At 69.9% G+C, this 14,489-nt stretch carries 9 protein-coding genes; all 9 read left to right on the top strand.

What is annotated here, in order from left to right; all coding sequences use genetic code 11:
- Positions 1 to 4: 4 nt before the first annotated feature.
- Complete coding sequence (locus tag YIM_RS21340; RefSeq protein ID WP_153032029.1) at positions 5 to 1,063, top strand: DegT/DnrJ/EryC1/StrS aminotransferase family protein; 1,059 nt, start codon at positions 5 to 7, stop codon at positions 1,061 to 1,063.
- 274 nt (positions 1,064 to 1,337) lie between these two features.
- Positions 1,338 to 2,654 carry a nucleotide sugar dehydrogenase gene (locus YIM_RS21345; RefSeq protein ID WP_153032030.1) on the top strand — a complete coding sequence of 439 codons (1,317 nt, stop codon included), beginning with the start codon at positions 1,338 to 1,340 and terminating at the stop codon, positions 2,652 to 2,654.
- On the top strand, positions 2,635 to 3,822 hold the full coding sequence (locus tag YIM_RS21350) for a glycosyltransferase family 4 protein (RefSeq protein WP_153032031.1): 1,188 nt from the start codon (positions 2,635 to 2,637) through the stop codon (positions 3,820 to 3,822). Before YIM_RS21345 ends, YIM_RS21350 begins: the two co-directional genes overlap by 20 nt.
- 157 nt (positions 3,823 to 3,979) lie before the next feature.
- Positions 3,980 to 5,248 carry an exopolysaccharide biosynthesis protein gene (locus YIM_RS21355; RefSeq protein WP_153037145.1) on the top strand — a complete coding sequence of 423 codons (1,269 nt, stop codon included), beginning with the start codon at positions 3,980 to 3,982 and terminating at the stop codon, positions 5,246 to 5,248.
- Positions 5,245 to 6,726, top strand: a complete 1,482-nt coding sequence (locus YIM_RS21360) for a Wzz/FepE/Etk N-terminal domain-containing protein (RefSeq protein WP_153032032.1) — start codon at positions 5,245 to 5,247, stop codon at positions 6,724 to 6,726. Before YIM_RS21355 ends, YIM_RS21360 begins: the two co-directional genes overlap by 4 nt.
- A 19-nt stretch (positions 6,727 to 6,745) precedes the next feature.
- Complete coding sequence (gene asnB / locus YIM_RS21365) at positions 6,746 to 8,653, top strand: asparagine synthase (glutamine-hydrolyzing) (RefSeq protein ID WP_153032033.1); 1,908 nt, start codon at positions 6,746 to 6,748, stop codon at positions 8,651 to 8,653.
- A gap of 173 nt (positions 8,654 to 8,826) precedes the next feature.
- A complete protein-coding gene (locus tag YIM_RS21370; protein ID WP_153032034.1) occupies positions 8,827 to 11,022 on the top strand; it encodes a bi-domain-containing oxidoreductase in 2,196 nt (731 codons plus the stop codon).
- Positions 11,022 to 12,971, top strand: a complete 1,950-nt coding sequence (locus tag YIM_RS21375; RefSeq protein ID WP_153032035.1) for a heparinase II/III-family protein — start codon at positions 11,022 to 11,024, stop codon at positions 12,969 to 12,971. Before YIM_RS21370 ends, YIM_RS21375 begins: the two co-directional genes overlap by 1 nt.
- Positions 12,968 to 14,488 (top strand): right-handed parallel beta-helix repeat-containing protein, encoded by a 1,521-nt coding sequence (locus tag YIM_RS21380; RefSeq protein ID WP_153032036.1) that lies wholly within the window; start codon positions 12,968 to 12,970, stop codon positions 14,486 to 14,488. Before YIM_RS21375 ends, YIM_RS21380 begins: the two co-directional genes overlap by 4 nt.
- Position 14,489: the final 1 nt, after the last annotated feature.

Below are 14,489 nucleotides of genomic sequence, written 5' to 3' on the forward strand. Positions count from 1 at the left end.
CGGCATGCCTTTCACCTACCCGATCTCCAAGCCCAGCCTCGGGGGCAACGAGCTGGCCTACGTCACCGAGGCCGTCACCGGGAACTGGATCTCTTCACAGGGCCCGAACGTCGCGAAGTTCGAAAGTGCCTTCGCCGAGTACAACGGCATGGCCCGCGGGGTGTCCTGCTCCTCGGGGACGACGGCGCTGACGGTGGCGCTGCGGGCGCTGGGCGTCGGGCCGGGCGACGAGGTGCTCGTGCCGGAGTTCACCTACGTGGCCTCGGCCTGGTCGGTGACCTATCTCGGGGCCACCCCGGTGTTCGTGGACTGCGGTGACGACCTGACCGTGGACGTGACACAGCTCGAAGCGAAGATCACCGCGCGCACCAAGGTGATCATGCCGGTGCACGTCTACGGCAGGCAGTGCGACATGGCCACGATCATGCGGCTGGCCCACGAGTACGGGCTGCGGGTGGTCGAGGACACGGCCGAGGCGCACGGGGTGCGCCCGGTGGGCGACATCGCCTGCTTCTCGTTGTTCGCGAACAAGATCATCACCGCCGGGGAGGGCGGCATCTGCCTGACCGACGACCCGTGGCTGGCCGGTCAGATGGCGCACCTGCGCGGGCTTGGTGCCAGCAGCGAGCACAGCTACCTGCACCGGAAGGTGGCCTACAACTTCCGGCTCACCAATCTGCAGGCCAGTGTCGCGCTGGCGCAGGTGGAGCGGCTGGACGAGATCCTGGCCCTGCGCGCGGCCATCGAGAAGCGCTACCAGGCCGGGCTGGAGGGCATCGACGGCCTCACCCCGATGCCGCCGCGCGACGTGCTGTGGATGTTCGACGTGCTCGCCGAAGATCGGGAAGGGCTCAGGGAGTACCTGGCGGGCGAAGGCATCGACACGCGGCCGTTCTTCATCCCGATGAGCAGGCAGCCCATGTACTTCGACCCGGACTGGGCCTCGCTGAAGGCCGCCGCGTTCTCCGCGAAGGGCCTGTACCTGCCGACCTACACCGATCTGTCGGAAAGCGACCAGGACTACATCATCGGCCGCATCCGCCGGTTCTACGGGGCCAACTGACCCTTCCGAGTCCGCCGTGCCGGTGCACCGGGTGCGGTGAAATGACCCGCCCCTGCTCCGGTCGGGTGACGACTGACTCCACTGTGGACTGTGCGAAACCGGCTTCGAAAATTGCGGGAGCTTTTCGGTGCCGCGCTGTCTAGCGCGTTTGGCCGAGGAACTCCCTGCCGTTGAATCCTTTGCACGCAGGGATTCCGCCGAATGCGGGGGATCGTAACGAACTCCGGCTATCCGCCGACCAACGGGTCAGCGGAACGCGGCTGGAGGAATTCGCATGAAGATCAGCGTCTTCGGGCTCGGTTACGTCGGTTGTGTGTCGGCGGCGTGCCTGGCCGGACGCGGGCATGAAGTTGTCGGGGTCGACGTGAACCCGGTGAAAGTCGACCTCGTTTCCCGCGGCCGGGCGCCGGTGGTCGAGGAGCGCATCGGGGAACTGACCGCCGAGGTCGTCGACGCGGGCGCGCTGAGAGCCACGACCGACGCGAGACGGGCGGTCGCGGACAGCGAGATTTCCCTGATTTGCGTCGGTACCCCGTCCTCGCCCAACGGCAGCCTGTCGACCACGTTCCTCGAACGCGTGGCCGAGGAGATCGGCGGGGCGCTCAAGGACAAGACCACCAGGCACACCGTGGTCTTCCGCAGCACGATGCTGCCCGGCACCTGCCTGGACCTGCTGGTCCCGATACTGGAAAAGTCCTCCGGCCGCACCGCGGGCGTCGATTTCGGCGTGGCGGTGAACCCGGAGTTCCTGCGCGAGGGCAGCAGCGTCCGGGACTTTTTCGACCCGCCCAAAACCGTCATCGGCGAACTCGACCCGGCCAGTGGTGACGTCGTGGCGAAACTGTACGAAGGACTTCCCGGCGAGGTTTTCCGCGTCGCGATCCCGGTCGCCGAGATGACGAAGTACGCCGACAATTCCTTCCACGGACTCAAGATCGGTTTCGCGAACGAGCTGGGTGCGATCTGCCGCGCGCTCGGGCTCGACTCGCACCAGGTGATCGACGTTTTCCTGACCGATCGCAAGCTCAACATCAGCGCGGCCTATCTGCGTCCGGGGTTCGCCTTCGGCGGCTCGTGCCTGCCCAAGGACCTGCGCGGCCTGGTCTACGCCGCGCGCCGGGCGGACGTCGCGATCCCCATCCTGTCCCACGTGCTGCCCTCCAACACCGAACACCTCCAGCGGGCGTTCGACCTGGTGGTGCGCACCGGGAAGCGCAAGGTCGGGCTGTTCGGCCTGTCGTTCAAGCCCGGCACCGACGACCTCCGCGAGAGCCCGCTCGTCGAACTCGCGGAACGCCTCCACGGCAAGGGGTACGACCTCCGGATCTACGACGCCAACGTCAGCCTCTCCCGGCTGATGGGCGCCAACCGCGAGTACATCGAGGCCAGGCTGCCGCACCTCGGCCAGCTGCTGGCCGGTTCCGTCGAAGAGGTGCTCGAGCACGCCGAGGTCTGCCTCATCGGCTGCACCGACCCGGAGGTGCTCGCCGCGCTCCCGGCCGGCGACGGCCACCAGATCATCGATCTCGTCCGCGTACCCGACGCCGACCGGCGCCGGGCTGAAGAGGGATATGTCGGCCTTGCCTGGTGAAGCCCTGATCCTCGTCGAGAACCTGTCCGTGCCGTTCGACCGCCGTGTCTGGCAGGAGTGCACCACGCTCCGGGACGCGGGCTGGGGCGTGCACGTCATCTGTCCACAAGGGACGAAGCGGGACACCGAGGCGGAGGTGACCGTCGACGGGGTGCACATCCTGCGGTACCCGCTTCGCGCCGCCACCGGTGGTCCGGCCGGATACCTCCAGGAGTACGGATCCGCGCTGTGGCACACCTTCCGGCTCGCCCGCAAGCTGGGCCGGATCGACGTGGTGCACGCCTGCAATCCGCCGGACCTGCTGTTCCTGGTCGCGCTCCCGCTCAAGCGGCGGGGCGCGAAGTTCATCTTCGACCAGCACGATCTCTGCCCCGAGCTGTACCTGTCGCGGTTCGACCGTGGTGAGGACTTCCTGTACCGCGCGGTCCGCTTGCTGGAACGCCGGACCTACTGGACGGCCGACGTGGTCATCGCGACCAACGAGAGCTACAAGGAAGTCGCGGTGCGACGCGGCGGCAAGTCGCCGGACGACGTATTCGTGGTGCGCAGCGCGCCGGTGGTCGAGCGGTTCCACCAGGTCCCGGTCGAGCCGGAACTGAAGAAGGGCAAGCCGCACCTGCTGGCCTACCTCGGCGTGATGGGCCCGCAGGACGGCGTCGACTACGCCTTGCGGGCGCTCGCCCGCCTGCGCGACGAACTCGGCCGCACCGACTGGCACGCCGTGTTCATCGGCGCCGGGGACGCCTTCGACGCCATGGTGGCCTTGTCGGGGCGGCTCGGGCTCGACGACCAGGTCGAGTTCACCGGCCGGATCTCCGACGAAGACCTGCTGCGCTACCTTTCCGCGGCCGACGTGTGCCTTTCGCCGGACCCGCTGAACCCGCTCAACGACGTCTCGACCATGAACAAGATCATGGAATACATGGCGATGAGCCGCCCGATCGTCTCTTTCGACCTGCGCGAGGCGCGGGTTTCGGCCGGCGAGGCCGCGTTGTACGCCAAGTCCAACGACGAAGGGGAATTCGCGAAGCTGATCGCGCACCTGCTGGACTCGCCGGAGGAGCGGGAACGGATGGGGGAGCTGGGGCGGGCGCGCGTCGCCGGGCCGCTTTCGTGGGAGAACTCCCAAAAGGCCCTGCTCGCGGCCTACGCGGCGGCGGTTCGTTGACCGGGCCGGTCGCGTTTCGAACAAGACGCGGGCGATCGTGTAACCAACGCCGTGATCGGTCCGACGGGGTTGGTGGTGCGCCGGTACGGGGCACGGAGGGGAGACCGCGGCTTTGACGGTGGACACGCACGACTCGGACGACACGGTGCGCCTGGCCATGGTCGGGCAGGTGCTGCGCGGGCGGTGGCGGACCCTGGTGGTCCTCGCCGCGCTCGGTGCCGTGGTCGGTGCGGGTTCGTCGCTCCTCCTTTCTCCCGGCTACCGGACCACCGCCAGCGTGCTGCTCCAGGGGCCGCGCGAGGCGGACGAACTGCTCACCCAGGCCGAAGTGGCGACCAGCTCGGTGGTGCTCGACCGCACCGCGGCCGTGCTCGGCGGGACCGGAGCCGAACTGCGGGACAAGGTGGCCACCTCGGTCGCGCAGGGCAACGTGGTCACCATCGAGGCCACCGGGGACACCGCCGAGCAGGCGCAGCGGATGGCCGACCAGCTCGCGCAGGAGTTCGTGAAGTACTCCACCCAGATCATCGCCGGTTCCGGTGACGCCGCCGTGCAGCTGGCGCAGGAACGCCGCGAAACGCTGCGCCAGCAGGTCACGCAGACGAACCAGCGGATCAGCGAACTCTCCGCGAAGGTCGACGACGGCACGACCACCGTGGAGAGCCTTCAGCTGCGCACCGAGTTGCAGGGCCTGCGCTCGTCGATCGAGCAGGCGATGTCCGCGCTGAACGCGGCCGACACCGCCAGCGGTCTCGGCAACATGGTCGTGCTGGGCTCGGCCGAGCTACCGGCCTCGGCTGCCGCGCCCACCGTGGAGCAGCTGGTGCTCGGCGGCGCGGCGTTGTTCTTCCTGCTCGGGCTGCTCGGGCACCTGTTCGCCGCCCGCACCGATCGGCGGCTGCGTGACGAGGGGGAGATCGCCGGGGCGCTCGGCGGACCCGTGCTGGCCACCGTCGAGGTCGTGGACGAGCTGCCCGTCACGGACGGCGAGCCGTCCCTGCGCACCAGGCTCCTGCGTGACGACCGGCCGTGGAACGTGCCCCGCGTGGACGTTTTCCCCGACGAGATCGACGACGACGTCCACTTCCACCGGCTGGAGGCCCGGCTCTCGCCACAGCGGCACCTGGTGGTGACCGCCGAGGACGACCACCTCGGGCGGAAGGCCGCCGGGCGGATCACCGGGGACCGGTTCACCGTGGTGACGGTCAACCCCGTCCGGCCCGTCGTCCAGGACACCGACGCCGAAGAAGCGCTCGTTGTGGTGAGCGTCGGCTCCCGGACCGCCTGGGAACTGGTCGGCATCGCCGAAGCCTGCGCGGACGCCGGGCTCGCGGTCGCGGGCGCCGCCCTGATCCGCCCGGTCCGGCCCACCCGCGTCCGCGAGGAGCTGCCCGTCGAGCACGAAGCGCTGGCGGGTACCCCGTGACGAGTGCCGGGAGAGAACCGCTCATCGATCTCCAGCGGCTGGTCGTCGCGGTCCGGCGGCGACGGCGTTTCTGGCTGGCCACCGCGCTGCTGGGGCTGATCGCCGGCGGCCTGGTCGCGGTGCTGCTGCCGTCGCCGCCCACCGCGGTGGCGAAGATCCTGGTGATCCATCCCGACGACTCGCCGACCGACAGCGGGACGCTGATGCGCACCGACGTCGCCGTGCTGGAGACCACGAAGATCGCCGCCGAGGCGCTCGGGAAGCTGGGCAGCACCCAGGCACCGGAGGAGTTCCTCAAGGACTACGAGGGACTCGGGCTGACGAACAACGTCCTCCAGCTGACGGTCAAGGGCGGGACCGGCGACGAAGCGATCGCCCGCGCGCAGGCGATCGCGGACGCCTTCATCACCGAGTACGTCGCCCGCAACCAGGAGGCGGCGGCCGCCGAGCAGAAGGCCCTGCTGGATCAGCGGGACAAGGCGCAGGAGGAACTCACGCCGATCGAATCGGACATCGTCGCCGAGGAAGCCAAGCGCGGCGGCGCGAATCCGGCCCAGCTGGAGCGGCTGTACTCGCGCCGGGCGGAGCTGACCTCGAAGATCTCCGACTACGACGGCCGCGCGCAGGAGGCAGGTATCGGCACGCCCAAGGTCGCGGCGGGCACCGGGGTCGTGGACGCGCCGAGGATCCTGCCGCGGTCGCTGCTCAAGACCATCGCCACCGACACCGGGATCGGCTTCGCGCTCGGGCTGTTCGGCGGGCTGGCGCTCGCCGCGGTCACCAGCGTGGTGCGGGACCGGCCGGTGCTGCGGCGCGAGATCTCGGAACACCTCGGTGCCTCGGTGCTGGCGCAGTTGCCCAAACCGCCCCGGTGGTGGTTCCGGGCGCGTGCGGTCAGGCGGCGGCAGCGGGTCGCGGTGACGCTGGCCAGGACCGTCCGCGAGGACGGCGGCTCGGTGTCGCTGCTCGACCTCGGTGCCCGCCGGACCACCGCCGCGCTCGCCGTCGACATGGCACGCGAACTCGCGGAGGCGGGACCGGTCTCACTCGTCGACGACCTGCCCGAGGCGAACCTGCGAGCGCTCGCCGGGGACGTGGAAGTCCTGGACCGAGGTGACGCACCTGGCGGCGAGCGCCGTATCGGCGTCGGTTCGATCGAGCCGGGGACATCGTGGACCGATCTCGAATTCCTCGGCAAGGAGACGATCCTCGTCGTGCGTGCCGGGTACGCGAACACCGAGTGGCTGCACACCGTCGCGCGGCAGCTGGCGGACCGGCGGATCCCGATCATCGGCGTCGTGGTGGTCGATCCCGATCCGCGCGACCACACAGACGGCACGCTGTGGGACGGCCTGCACACCGCCCTGCGCGGACGATCGGCGCCGGAGCGGCCGCTCGCCACGCTGAACGGCACGCGCGCCCGCCCGCCGATGCCGTATCGGCGTCCTGAAAACCATGACAACGCCGGAGCCAGGTAGAGATGGGGAGCGAAACCAGATGTGCGGTATCGCAGGCGCGTACCACTGGCCCGACGGCGGGCCGCTCACCGATCGGCTCACCAAGACCCTCGCCCACCGCGGGCCGGACGGCGAGGGGCGGTACGACCACCGGGCCGGGACCGCTGAAGTCCACTTGGGACACCGCAGGCTGTCGATCATCGACCTGTCGGAGACCGGGGCGCAGCCGATGGTCAAGGACGGCCTCGCGCTGACCTACAACGGGGAGCTGTACAACGCGCCGGAGCTGCGTGGCGAACTCGAAGCGGGTGGTGTGCGGTTCCGGGGCACGTCGGACACCGAGGTCCTGCTGGAGGCGTGGCGCAGGTGGGGTGTCGACGGTCTTTCCCGGCTGCGCGGCATGTTCGCGTTCGGTGTCTTCGACGAGCGTTCGGGCGAGCTGGTGCTGGTCCGTGACCAGTTGGGCATCAAGCCGCTGTTCCTGGTGCGCCGCGGCCGGGGTGTCGTGTTCGCGTCCGAGCTGAAGGCACTGGCCGCCGAACTCGGCGGATCGCTGACCATCGACGACACCGCGCTCGTCGCGTCCCTGCTGTACTACTGGGTGCCGGACAACCGGTGTGCGTTCAGTGAGGCCGAGAAGCTGCCGCCGGGCAGCTGGGTGCGGTTCCGCCCGGACGGGGGCGCCGACCGCGGTACGTTCTGGTCGCTGCGCCGGGTCGCCGAAGAAGGCGCGGCCCACGAGGGCGGATTCGACCTCAACGCCGTCATCGAGGATTCCACGCGCAAGCACCTGCTCTCGGACGTGCCGGTCGCGACCTTTCTCTCCGGCGGACTCGACTCCAGCTACCTGACCGCGATCGCCGCGCGCGAGCAACCGGGGATCTCCGCTTACACCATCGGCTTCCGCGCCGAGGACGCGAAGTTCGAGGCGATGCCGGACGACCTGGGGTACGCGAGAAAGGTCGCCGCCCGGTTCGGCGTCGACCTGCACGAGATCGAGATCGCGCCGCAGGTGCTGGACCTGCTGCCGAGAATGACCTACCACCTCGACGAGCCGATCGGGGACCCGGCGGCGATCAACAGTTACCTGATCTGCACCGCGGCCCGCGAGGCCGGGGTCAAGGTGATGCTCTCGGGAATGGGCGCCGACGAGCTGTTCGCCGGGTACCGCAAGCATCTGGCGAACCAGCTCGCCGTGCGGTACCAGCGGGTGCCCGCCCCGGTGCGGCGGTCCATCGCGTCCGTTGTGGACAGACTGCCGGTGGCGACGTCGAAGCGCGGCCTCCGGTCGGTGCGGTTCGCCAAGCGGTTCCTCTCGTTCGCGGAACTGCCGGAGGAGACCGCGTTCCGGCGCAGCTACACGATGTACGACCGGGCGGAGATGGCCGGGCTGCTGAACCCGGACCTCGCCGGTGCCGTCGACGACGTGCTCACCGAGCACGCGGACACCTACCACGACAACACGCTGTCGGATTTTGTCAACCGCATGTGCCTCGCCGACGCCCGGCTGTTCCTGCCCGGCCTCAATCTCGCCTACACCGACCGCTCCAGCATGGCCGCCTCCACCGAGGTGCGGACGCCGTTCGTCGACGTCGAGGTGGTCCGGGCCGCGTTCCGGCTGCCGGGGGACCGCAAGATAGTGAAGCGCCAAGGGAAAATGGCGCTGAAGGAAGCGGCGCTGTCGATCCTCCCGGCCGAGATCGTGCACCGGCCGAAGGGCCTGTTCAGCGCCCCGCTGCGGGCGTGGATGAGCCGCGACCTCGCGCCGCTGGTGCGTGAGGTGACCAACGAAGGCGAGCTGGTGAAGGCCGGTTTCCTCCGCCGTGAGGCCCTGCGACGGCTGGTCGACGAAGACGCGTCCGGTCAGCAGGACCGCGCCAAGCACCTCTGGCACATCTTGACCCTCGAGTACTGGTATCGCGGTGCCGTTTCGGCCCGAACCGCTTAGTGATCACGATCGGAAGTCTGCCGAGGGTCTCGGCGGCCCAGCTTCCCGCTGGACGCACGGCCGGAAGACCCGGGTACGACTCCGGTACGCGAGTCTCCCGGCCGCACGCCCAGCGAAACCTGGATCCACCGAATACCCCCGACGGACTTCCGATCGCACCCACCAGGAGCAACGTGAAACAGGTAGTGCAGAACTACAAGAGCGGGGAGCTGGCGCTTCTCGACGTCCCGGTCCCGGCGTGCAAGCCGGGCGGTGTGCTGGTGCGCACCGTCTATTCGCTGATCTCCACCGGCACCGAGATGATGAAGGTGTCCGAGGCGGGTCTTTCCCTGGTCGGCAAGGCGAAGGCGCGCCCGGACCAGGTCGCGAAGGTGCTGCAGAGCGTCGCGGCGAACGGGCTGGCGGCCACCTACCGCAAGGCGATGAACAAGCTCGACTCCTACACCCCGCTGGGGTACTCCCTGTGCGGGGTCGTCGAAGAAGTGGGCGCGGGGACCGACGACGTCGCGGTCGGGGATTTGGTGGCCTGCGCCGGGAACGAGCACGCGCTGCACTCGGAACTGAACTGGGTGCCGAAGAACCTCTACTCGCGCGTGCCCGGCGGCGTCGACCCGAGGCACGCCGCGTTCGGCACGGTCGGCTCGATCGCCATGCAGGGCGTCCGGCGCGGTGAACCACAGCTCGGCGACATCGCGCTGGTCATCGGGCTCGGCCTGATCGGGCAGCTGGTGGTGCAGCTGCTGGTGGCCACCGGGGTGCGGGTCCTCGGTGTCGACCCCGACCCGGTCCGGTGCGAACTGGCCGAGCGGCTGGGCGCGCTCAAGTGCGCCGATCCGGGGTCGGGGGTGATCGACGCCGCGGTCGCGGAGGTCACCGCCGGGCACGGCGTCGACCAGGTCTACCTGGCCGCGGGCGGCAGCACGAACGAGCCGGTGGAGCTGGCCGCGAAGCTCAGCCGCGACCGCGGCCGGGTGGTCGACATCGGCAAGTGCTCGCTGAACCTGCCGTGGAACGCCTACTACGAAAAGGAACTCGACGTCCGGTTCTCCCGTTCGTACGGTCCGGGCCGCTACGACCCGGAGTACGAGCTGGACGGCCGCGACTACCCGATCGGCCAGGTCCGCTGGACCGAGCGCCGCAACCTCGAATGCGTGCTCGACCTGATGCGCGGTGGCCGGCTCGACGTCGAGCCGCTGATCTCGCACGTCTCGGCGTTCTCCGAGGCCGTCGAGACCTACCGGAAGCTGAACGAGGGCGAGCTGAAGGCCGTCGCCGTGTTGTTCGAGTACGAGAAGCGGCCCGCCGGATCGGCGGAGCACGTCGTCTCGTCGGTGTCCGTGCCGAGTCAGGTCACGGCCCGCGCGGTTCCCAAGAGCGGTGGCGTCAAGCTCGCGTTCGTCGGCGCGGGCAACTACGCGTCCTCGATGCTGCTGCCGCACCTGGCCGGGATGGAGGATGTCGAGCTTTCCGACGTCGTCACCACTTCCGCGCTCTCCGGGGCGAACGCCAAGCGAAAGTTCGGTTTCACCCGCGCGTCCACGGATCTCGGCCGGGTGCTCGAAGACCCCTCGGTGGACGCGGTCTTCATCGTGACCCGGCACAGCTCGCACGCCGAACTGACCCGGCGCGCGCTGCTCGCGGGCAAGGCCGTCTTCGTCGAGAAGCCGCTGGCCCTGTCGGAGAAGGAACTCGAACTCGTGCTCGGCGCGATCGAGGAGTCCGGCAACAACCGGCTGCAGGTCGGCTTCAACCGCCGGTTCGCGCCGCTGCTGACCGAAGCGGTGCGGAACTTCGGGCCGCGCATCGGCCCCGCGTCGGTGCGGTACCTGGTCAACGCGGGCAGGCTCGACGCGAACAGCTGGTACAACCAGGCAGACAGCGAGGGCTCGCGGTTCGCCGGTGAGGGCGGGCACTTCATCGACACCGTCAGCTGGCTGCTCGGGTCCGACCCGGTCTCGGTGTACGCCACCGCCACGCCGGGGCACCAGGATCTGCAGATCCTGTTGCGCTACCCGGACGGCTCCACCGCGTCGATCGCGTACACCACCCATGGCGCGCCGGGGTTTCCAAAGGAGACGATCGACGTCACCGCCGACGGCAAGGTGCTCAAGTTCGACGACTTCGCGCGGGCGTCGGTGTTCGGCCGCAAGAAGTGGGTGAGTTCCCGCCTGCCCCAGGGCCGCGACAAGGGCCAGGCCGCCGAACTCGAAGCCTTCGTCGACGCGCTGCGGACCGGGGTCTCGATGCCGGTGCCGGTCGCGTCGCTGGCCGCGACGACGCTGGCCACGTTCGCGGTCAACCGCAGCCTGGAGACCGGCGCGCCGGTGCGGATCGACACCGAAATCGACACCGAAGCGGTGGTCGGCTGATGGAGCTGAGCTGGTACCTGCGGAGACTGTCGAGAATGAGCCCCGCCGAGATCGCGGGCCGTGTCACCGACGCCGTGCGCAAACGGCGGTGGCGCCGGGTGGCGGGGGAGCGGGCCACCTGGCTGCCGGACCGGCGCCTCGCCCCCGTGCTCGGGGAGAGCGCCCTCGCCGCGGTCTCCGGTGACGCGGTGAAGGGCCTGCTGGCCACCGCGGACCGGCTGATGGACGGGCACGCCGAGTTCTTCGGCGTCGAGCGCCACGACTTCGCCGCGCCGGACTGGTCCCGCGACCCGAAGACCGGCCGCCTGGCACCGTCCGATGTGTACTCCTTCGACATCCCGTACCGCAGTGAGGACACCGTCGGCGACATCAAGCAGATCTGGGAGCCGTCCCGGCACCAGCACCTGACCGTGCTGGCCGCGGCGTACGCCCTGACCGGTGAGAACCGGTACGCCGAGCGCGTCGCCGCCCACCTGGATTCGTGGTGGGCGGCCAATCCGCCGATGCGCGGGGTGCACTGGGTGAGCGGGATCGAACTCGGCATCCGGCTGCTGTCCTGGGTGTGGGTGCGGCGGCTGCTCGACGGCTGGGACCGGGCGCCGCTGCTGTTCGAGGACAATCCGGTGGCGCTGAACCAGATCTGGCACCACCAGCGCTGGCTGGCCGCGTTCGGGAGCCGGGGTTCCTCGGCGAACAACCACGTGATCGCCGAGGACGCCGGGCAGCTCGCCGCCGCGTGCGCGTTCGGCTGGTTCCCGGAATCGGCGGGGTGGCGTACGTCGGCACTGGCGTCACTGGACAAGATGTTGCGGCACAACACCTTCGACTCGGGCGTCAACCGTGAGCTGGCGACCGAGTACCACGGACTGGTGCTGGAGCTGGCGCTCGCCGGAGCGCTGGAAGCGCAGGCGGCCGGGGTCGAGGTCCCCGGATCGACCTGGCGGGTGCTGGTCCGCAAGACCGACGCGCTGGCGTCCATGGTGGATGACAGCCTGCGGCCGCCGAGGCAGGGCGACGCGGACGACGGGTACGGGCTCGTGATAGACGGTGCGGACGGGGGCGGGACCAGCCGCTGGGCGTCGCTGCTCAACACCGGTGAGGTCCTTTTCGGACGGCTGGACTGGTGGCCCGAGGTCGTCACTCCGGACGTGCGGACGCCGCTGCTCACCGCGCTCGCCAGTGACATCCGCCTCGACGTCGCGCGCCCGCCCCGGCGCCGCGACGACTTCGCCGACGCCGGGATGACCATCCTGCGCGACGGCGCGATCTGGTGCCGCTGCGACGGCGGGCCGCACGGCTTCCTGTCCATCGCCGCCCACGCCCACGCGGACGCGCTTTCGGTCGAGGTCCGGCACGACGGCGTTGACATCCTGTCCGATCCGGGCACCTACTGCTACCACGGCGAACCGAAGTGGCGGTCGTACTTCCGGTCCACGGCCGCGCACAACACCCTCGAACTCGACGGCACCGACCAGTCCGTCTCCGGCGGCCCGTTCCTCTGGACCAGGCACGCCACCACCAGGGTGCTCGCGGTGGGCACGCCGTCACGGTGGAGCGCCGAGCACGACGGCTACGCACCCGCGATCCACCGGCGCACGGTGGAACTGGAGGACTCGAAGCTCCACATCCTCGACGAGGTCCGCTCCGGTGAAGCACGGCCCTGCCGTCTCGCGTTCCACTTCGGCCCGTCCGTCGAGGTCGCGCTTTCCCGTGGAACGGCGACGTTGTCCTGGACGGTCGACGGCCAGGAGCGCGGTGCCTCGCTGGAACTTCCGCCGCAACTCACGTGGTCGGCGCATCGCGGCGAGACCACGCCGCCGCTCGGCTGGTACTCGGCCGGGTTCGGCCGCCGCGAACCCGCGTGGACGCTGCTCGGCACCGGAACCGCCGATGGCGCGCTGACCAGCGTGCTCACCTTCGATCGTGTCGGTGAGGACCCGCCGTTGTGACCACCCGACCGCGTCGCCTCGTGCGGGCAGCCCTGCTGGCGCTGCTCAGCCCCGTGCCGCTCCTGGCCTGCACCGCCGAACCGGCCGACGAGGCCGGGAATCCGCAGGCCCCGTCCGGCCCCGTCGCGCAGGTGTGCGACAAGCTCGCGCCCGGACCGGCGGAGGCGCCGGCGGGAGCGGTGAAGATCGATCCGGCCGTCCCCGGTGATCTCGCCGCCAAGACGCGGTCGAGCCCGGCGGGCACGACGTTCTGGCTGGCTCCCGGCACACATCGGCTCGGTGACGACCGCTACGACCAGGTCACGCCGAAGCCGGGCAACGCCTACGTCGGCGGGCCGGGCGCCGTGCTCGACGGCCGGAAGCTCAACCAGTACGCGTTTTCCGGCGACGCCCCTGACGTCAAGCTCCAGCACCTCGTCGTGCAGGGCTTCGCCGCCCCGCACGACGAAGGCGTGGTCAACCACGATTCGGCGGACGGCTGGATCATCGAGCACAGCGCCGTGCAGGACAACGACGGCGCGGCGATGATGGCGGGCGCGCGGCAGCAGGTGCGGGACAACTGCCTGCGGCGCAACGGGCAGTACGGGATGAACGCCTACTCGCGGGGCAACACGATCACCGGGCTCGTTGTCGAGGGCAACGAGATCTCCGGCAACAACACCGGTGACTGGGAAACCCGGATCGACGGCTGCGGCTGCACCGGCGGGATCAAGTTCTGGTCGGTGAACGGCGCCGACGTCCGCGGCAACTGGGTGCACGACAACCGTGGCGCCGGACTCTGGGCGGACACGAACAACAACGACTTCCTCATCGAGGGCAACGTCATCGAGGACAACGACGGCGCCGCACTGGTGTACGAGACCAGCTACAACGCCGTCATCCGCACCAATGCCATCCGGCGGAACAACCAGGAGGACGGCCGGGCCTACGTCGACCGCGGCGACAGCTTCCCGGTGGCCTCGGTCTACATCAGCGAGTCCGGCGGCGAGCCGAGGGTGCCCGCTCGCACGGACAAGCTGGAGATCGCCGGGAACTCGTTCGAGAACAACTGGAACGGGATCACCCTGTGGGAGAACTCCGACCGGTTCTGCAACAGCCCGGCCAACACCTCCTCCGGGAGCTGCACGCGGCTGGTGCCCGAACCGGGCCGGTGCGCGCAGCCGGGCATCGCGGCGGGCCCGCTGAACGCCGACTGCCGGTGGAAGACGCAGCGCGTGGAGGTCCACCACAACCGGTTCGCCCTGGACCCGGTGGTGGCCGGCTGCGAGGAGAGTTGCGCGCGGACGGCCATGCTGGCGAACTTCGGCACGTATCCGGAGTGGTCGCCGTACCAGGGCGAGGTGGTGCAGCACGGGATCACCTTCGGCCAGCACAACCGGTTCCACGACAACACCTACGCGGGACCGTGGACCTTCGTCGCCTTCGAGCCGAGCCGGGTGCTGGGCTTCGGCGAGTGGCAGGGCGCGCCCTACAAGCAGGACGAGGGCAGCCAGTTCACCCGGGCGGGAGGTGGCTGAC

It is taken from the genome of Amycolatopsis sp. YIM 10, from assembly GCF_009429145.1.
Lineage (GTDB): Bacteria > Actinomycetota > Actinomycetes > Mycobacteriales > Pseudonocardiaceae > Amycolatopsis.

Coding starts and splice junctions, on each gene's coding strand:
- YIM_RS21340 (WP_153032029.1), top strand. CDS start 5: ATGCCTTTCACCTACCCGATCTCCAAGCCCAGCCTCGGGGGCAACGAG.
- YIM_RS21345 (WP_153032030.1), top strand. CDS start 1,338: ATGAAGATCAGCGTCTTCGGGCTCGGTTACGTCGGTTGTGTGTCGGCG.
- YIM_RS21350 (WP_153032031.1), top strand. CDS start 2,635: ATGTCGGCCTTGCCTGGTGAAGCCCTGATCCTCGTCGAGAACCTGTCC.
- YIM_RS21355 (WP_153037145.1), top strand. CDS start 3,980: ATGGTCGGGCAGGTGCTGCGCGGGCGGTGGCGGACCCTGGTGGTCCTC.
- asnB (WP_153032033.1), top strand. CDS start 6,746: ATGTGCGGTATCGCAGGCGCGTACCACTGGCCCGACGGCGGGCCGCTC.
- YIM_RS21375 (WP_153032035.1), top strand. CDS start 11,022: ATGGAGCTGAGCTGGTACCTGCGGAGACTGTCGAGAATGAGCCCCGCC.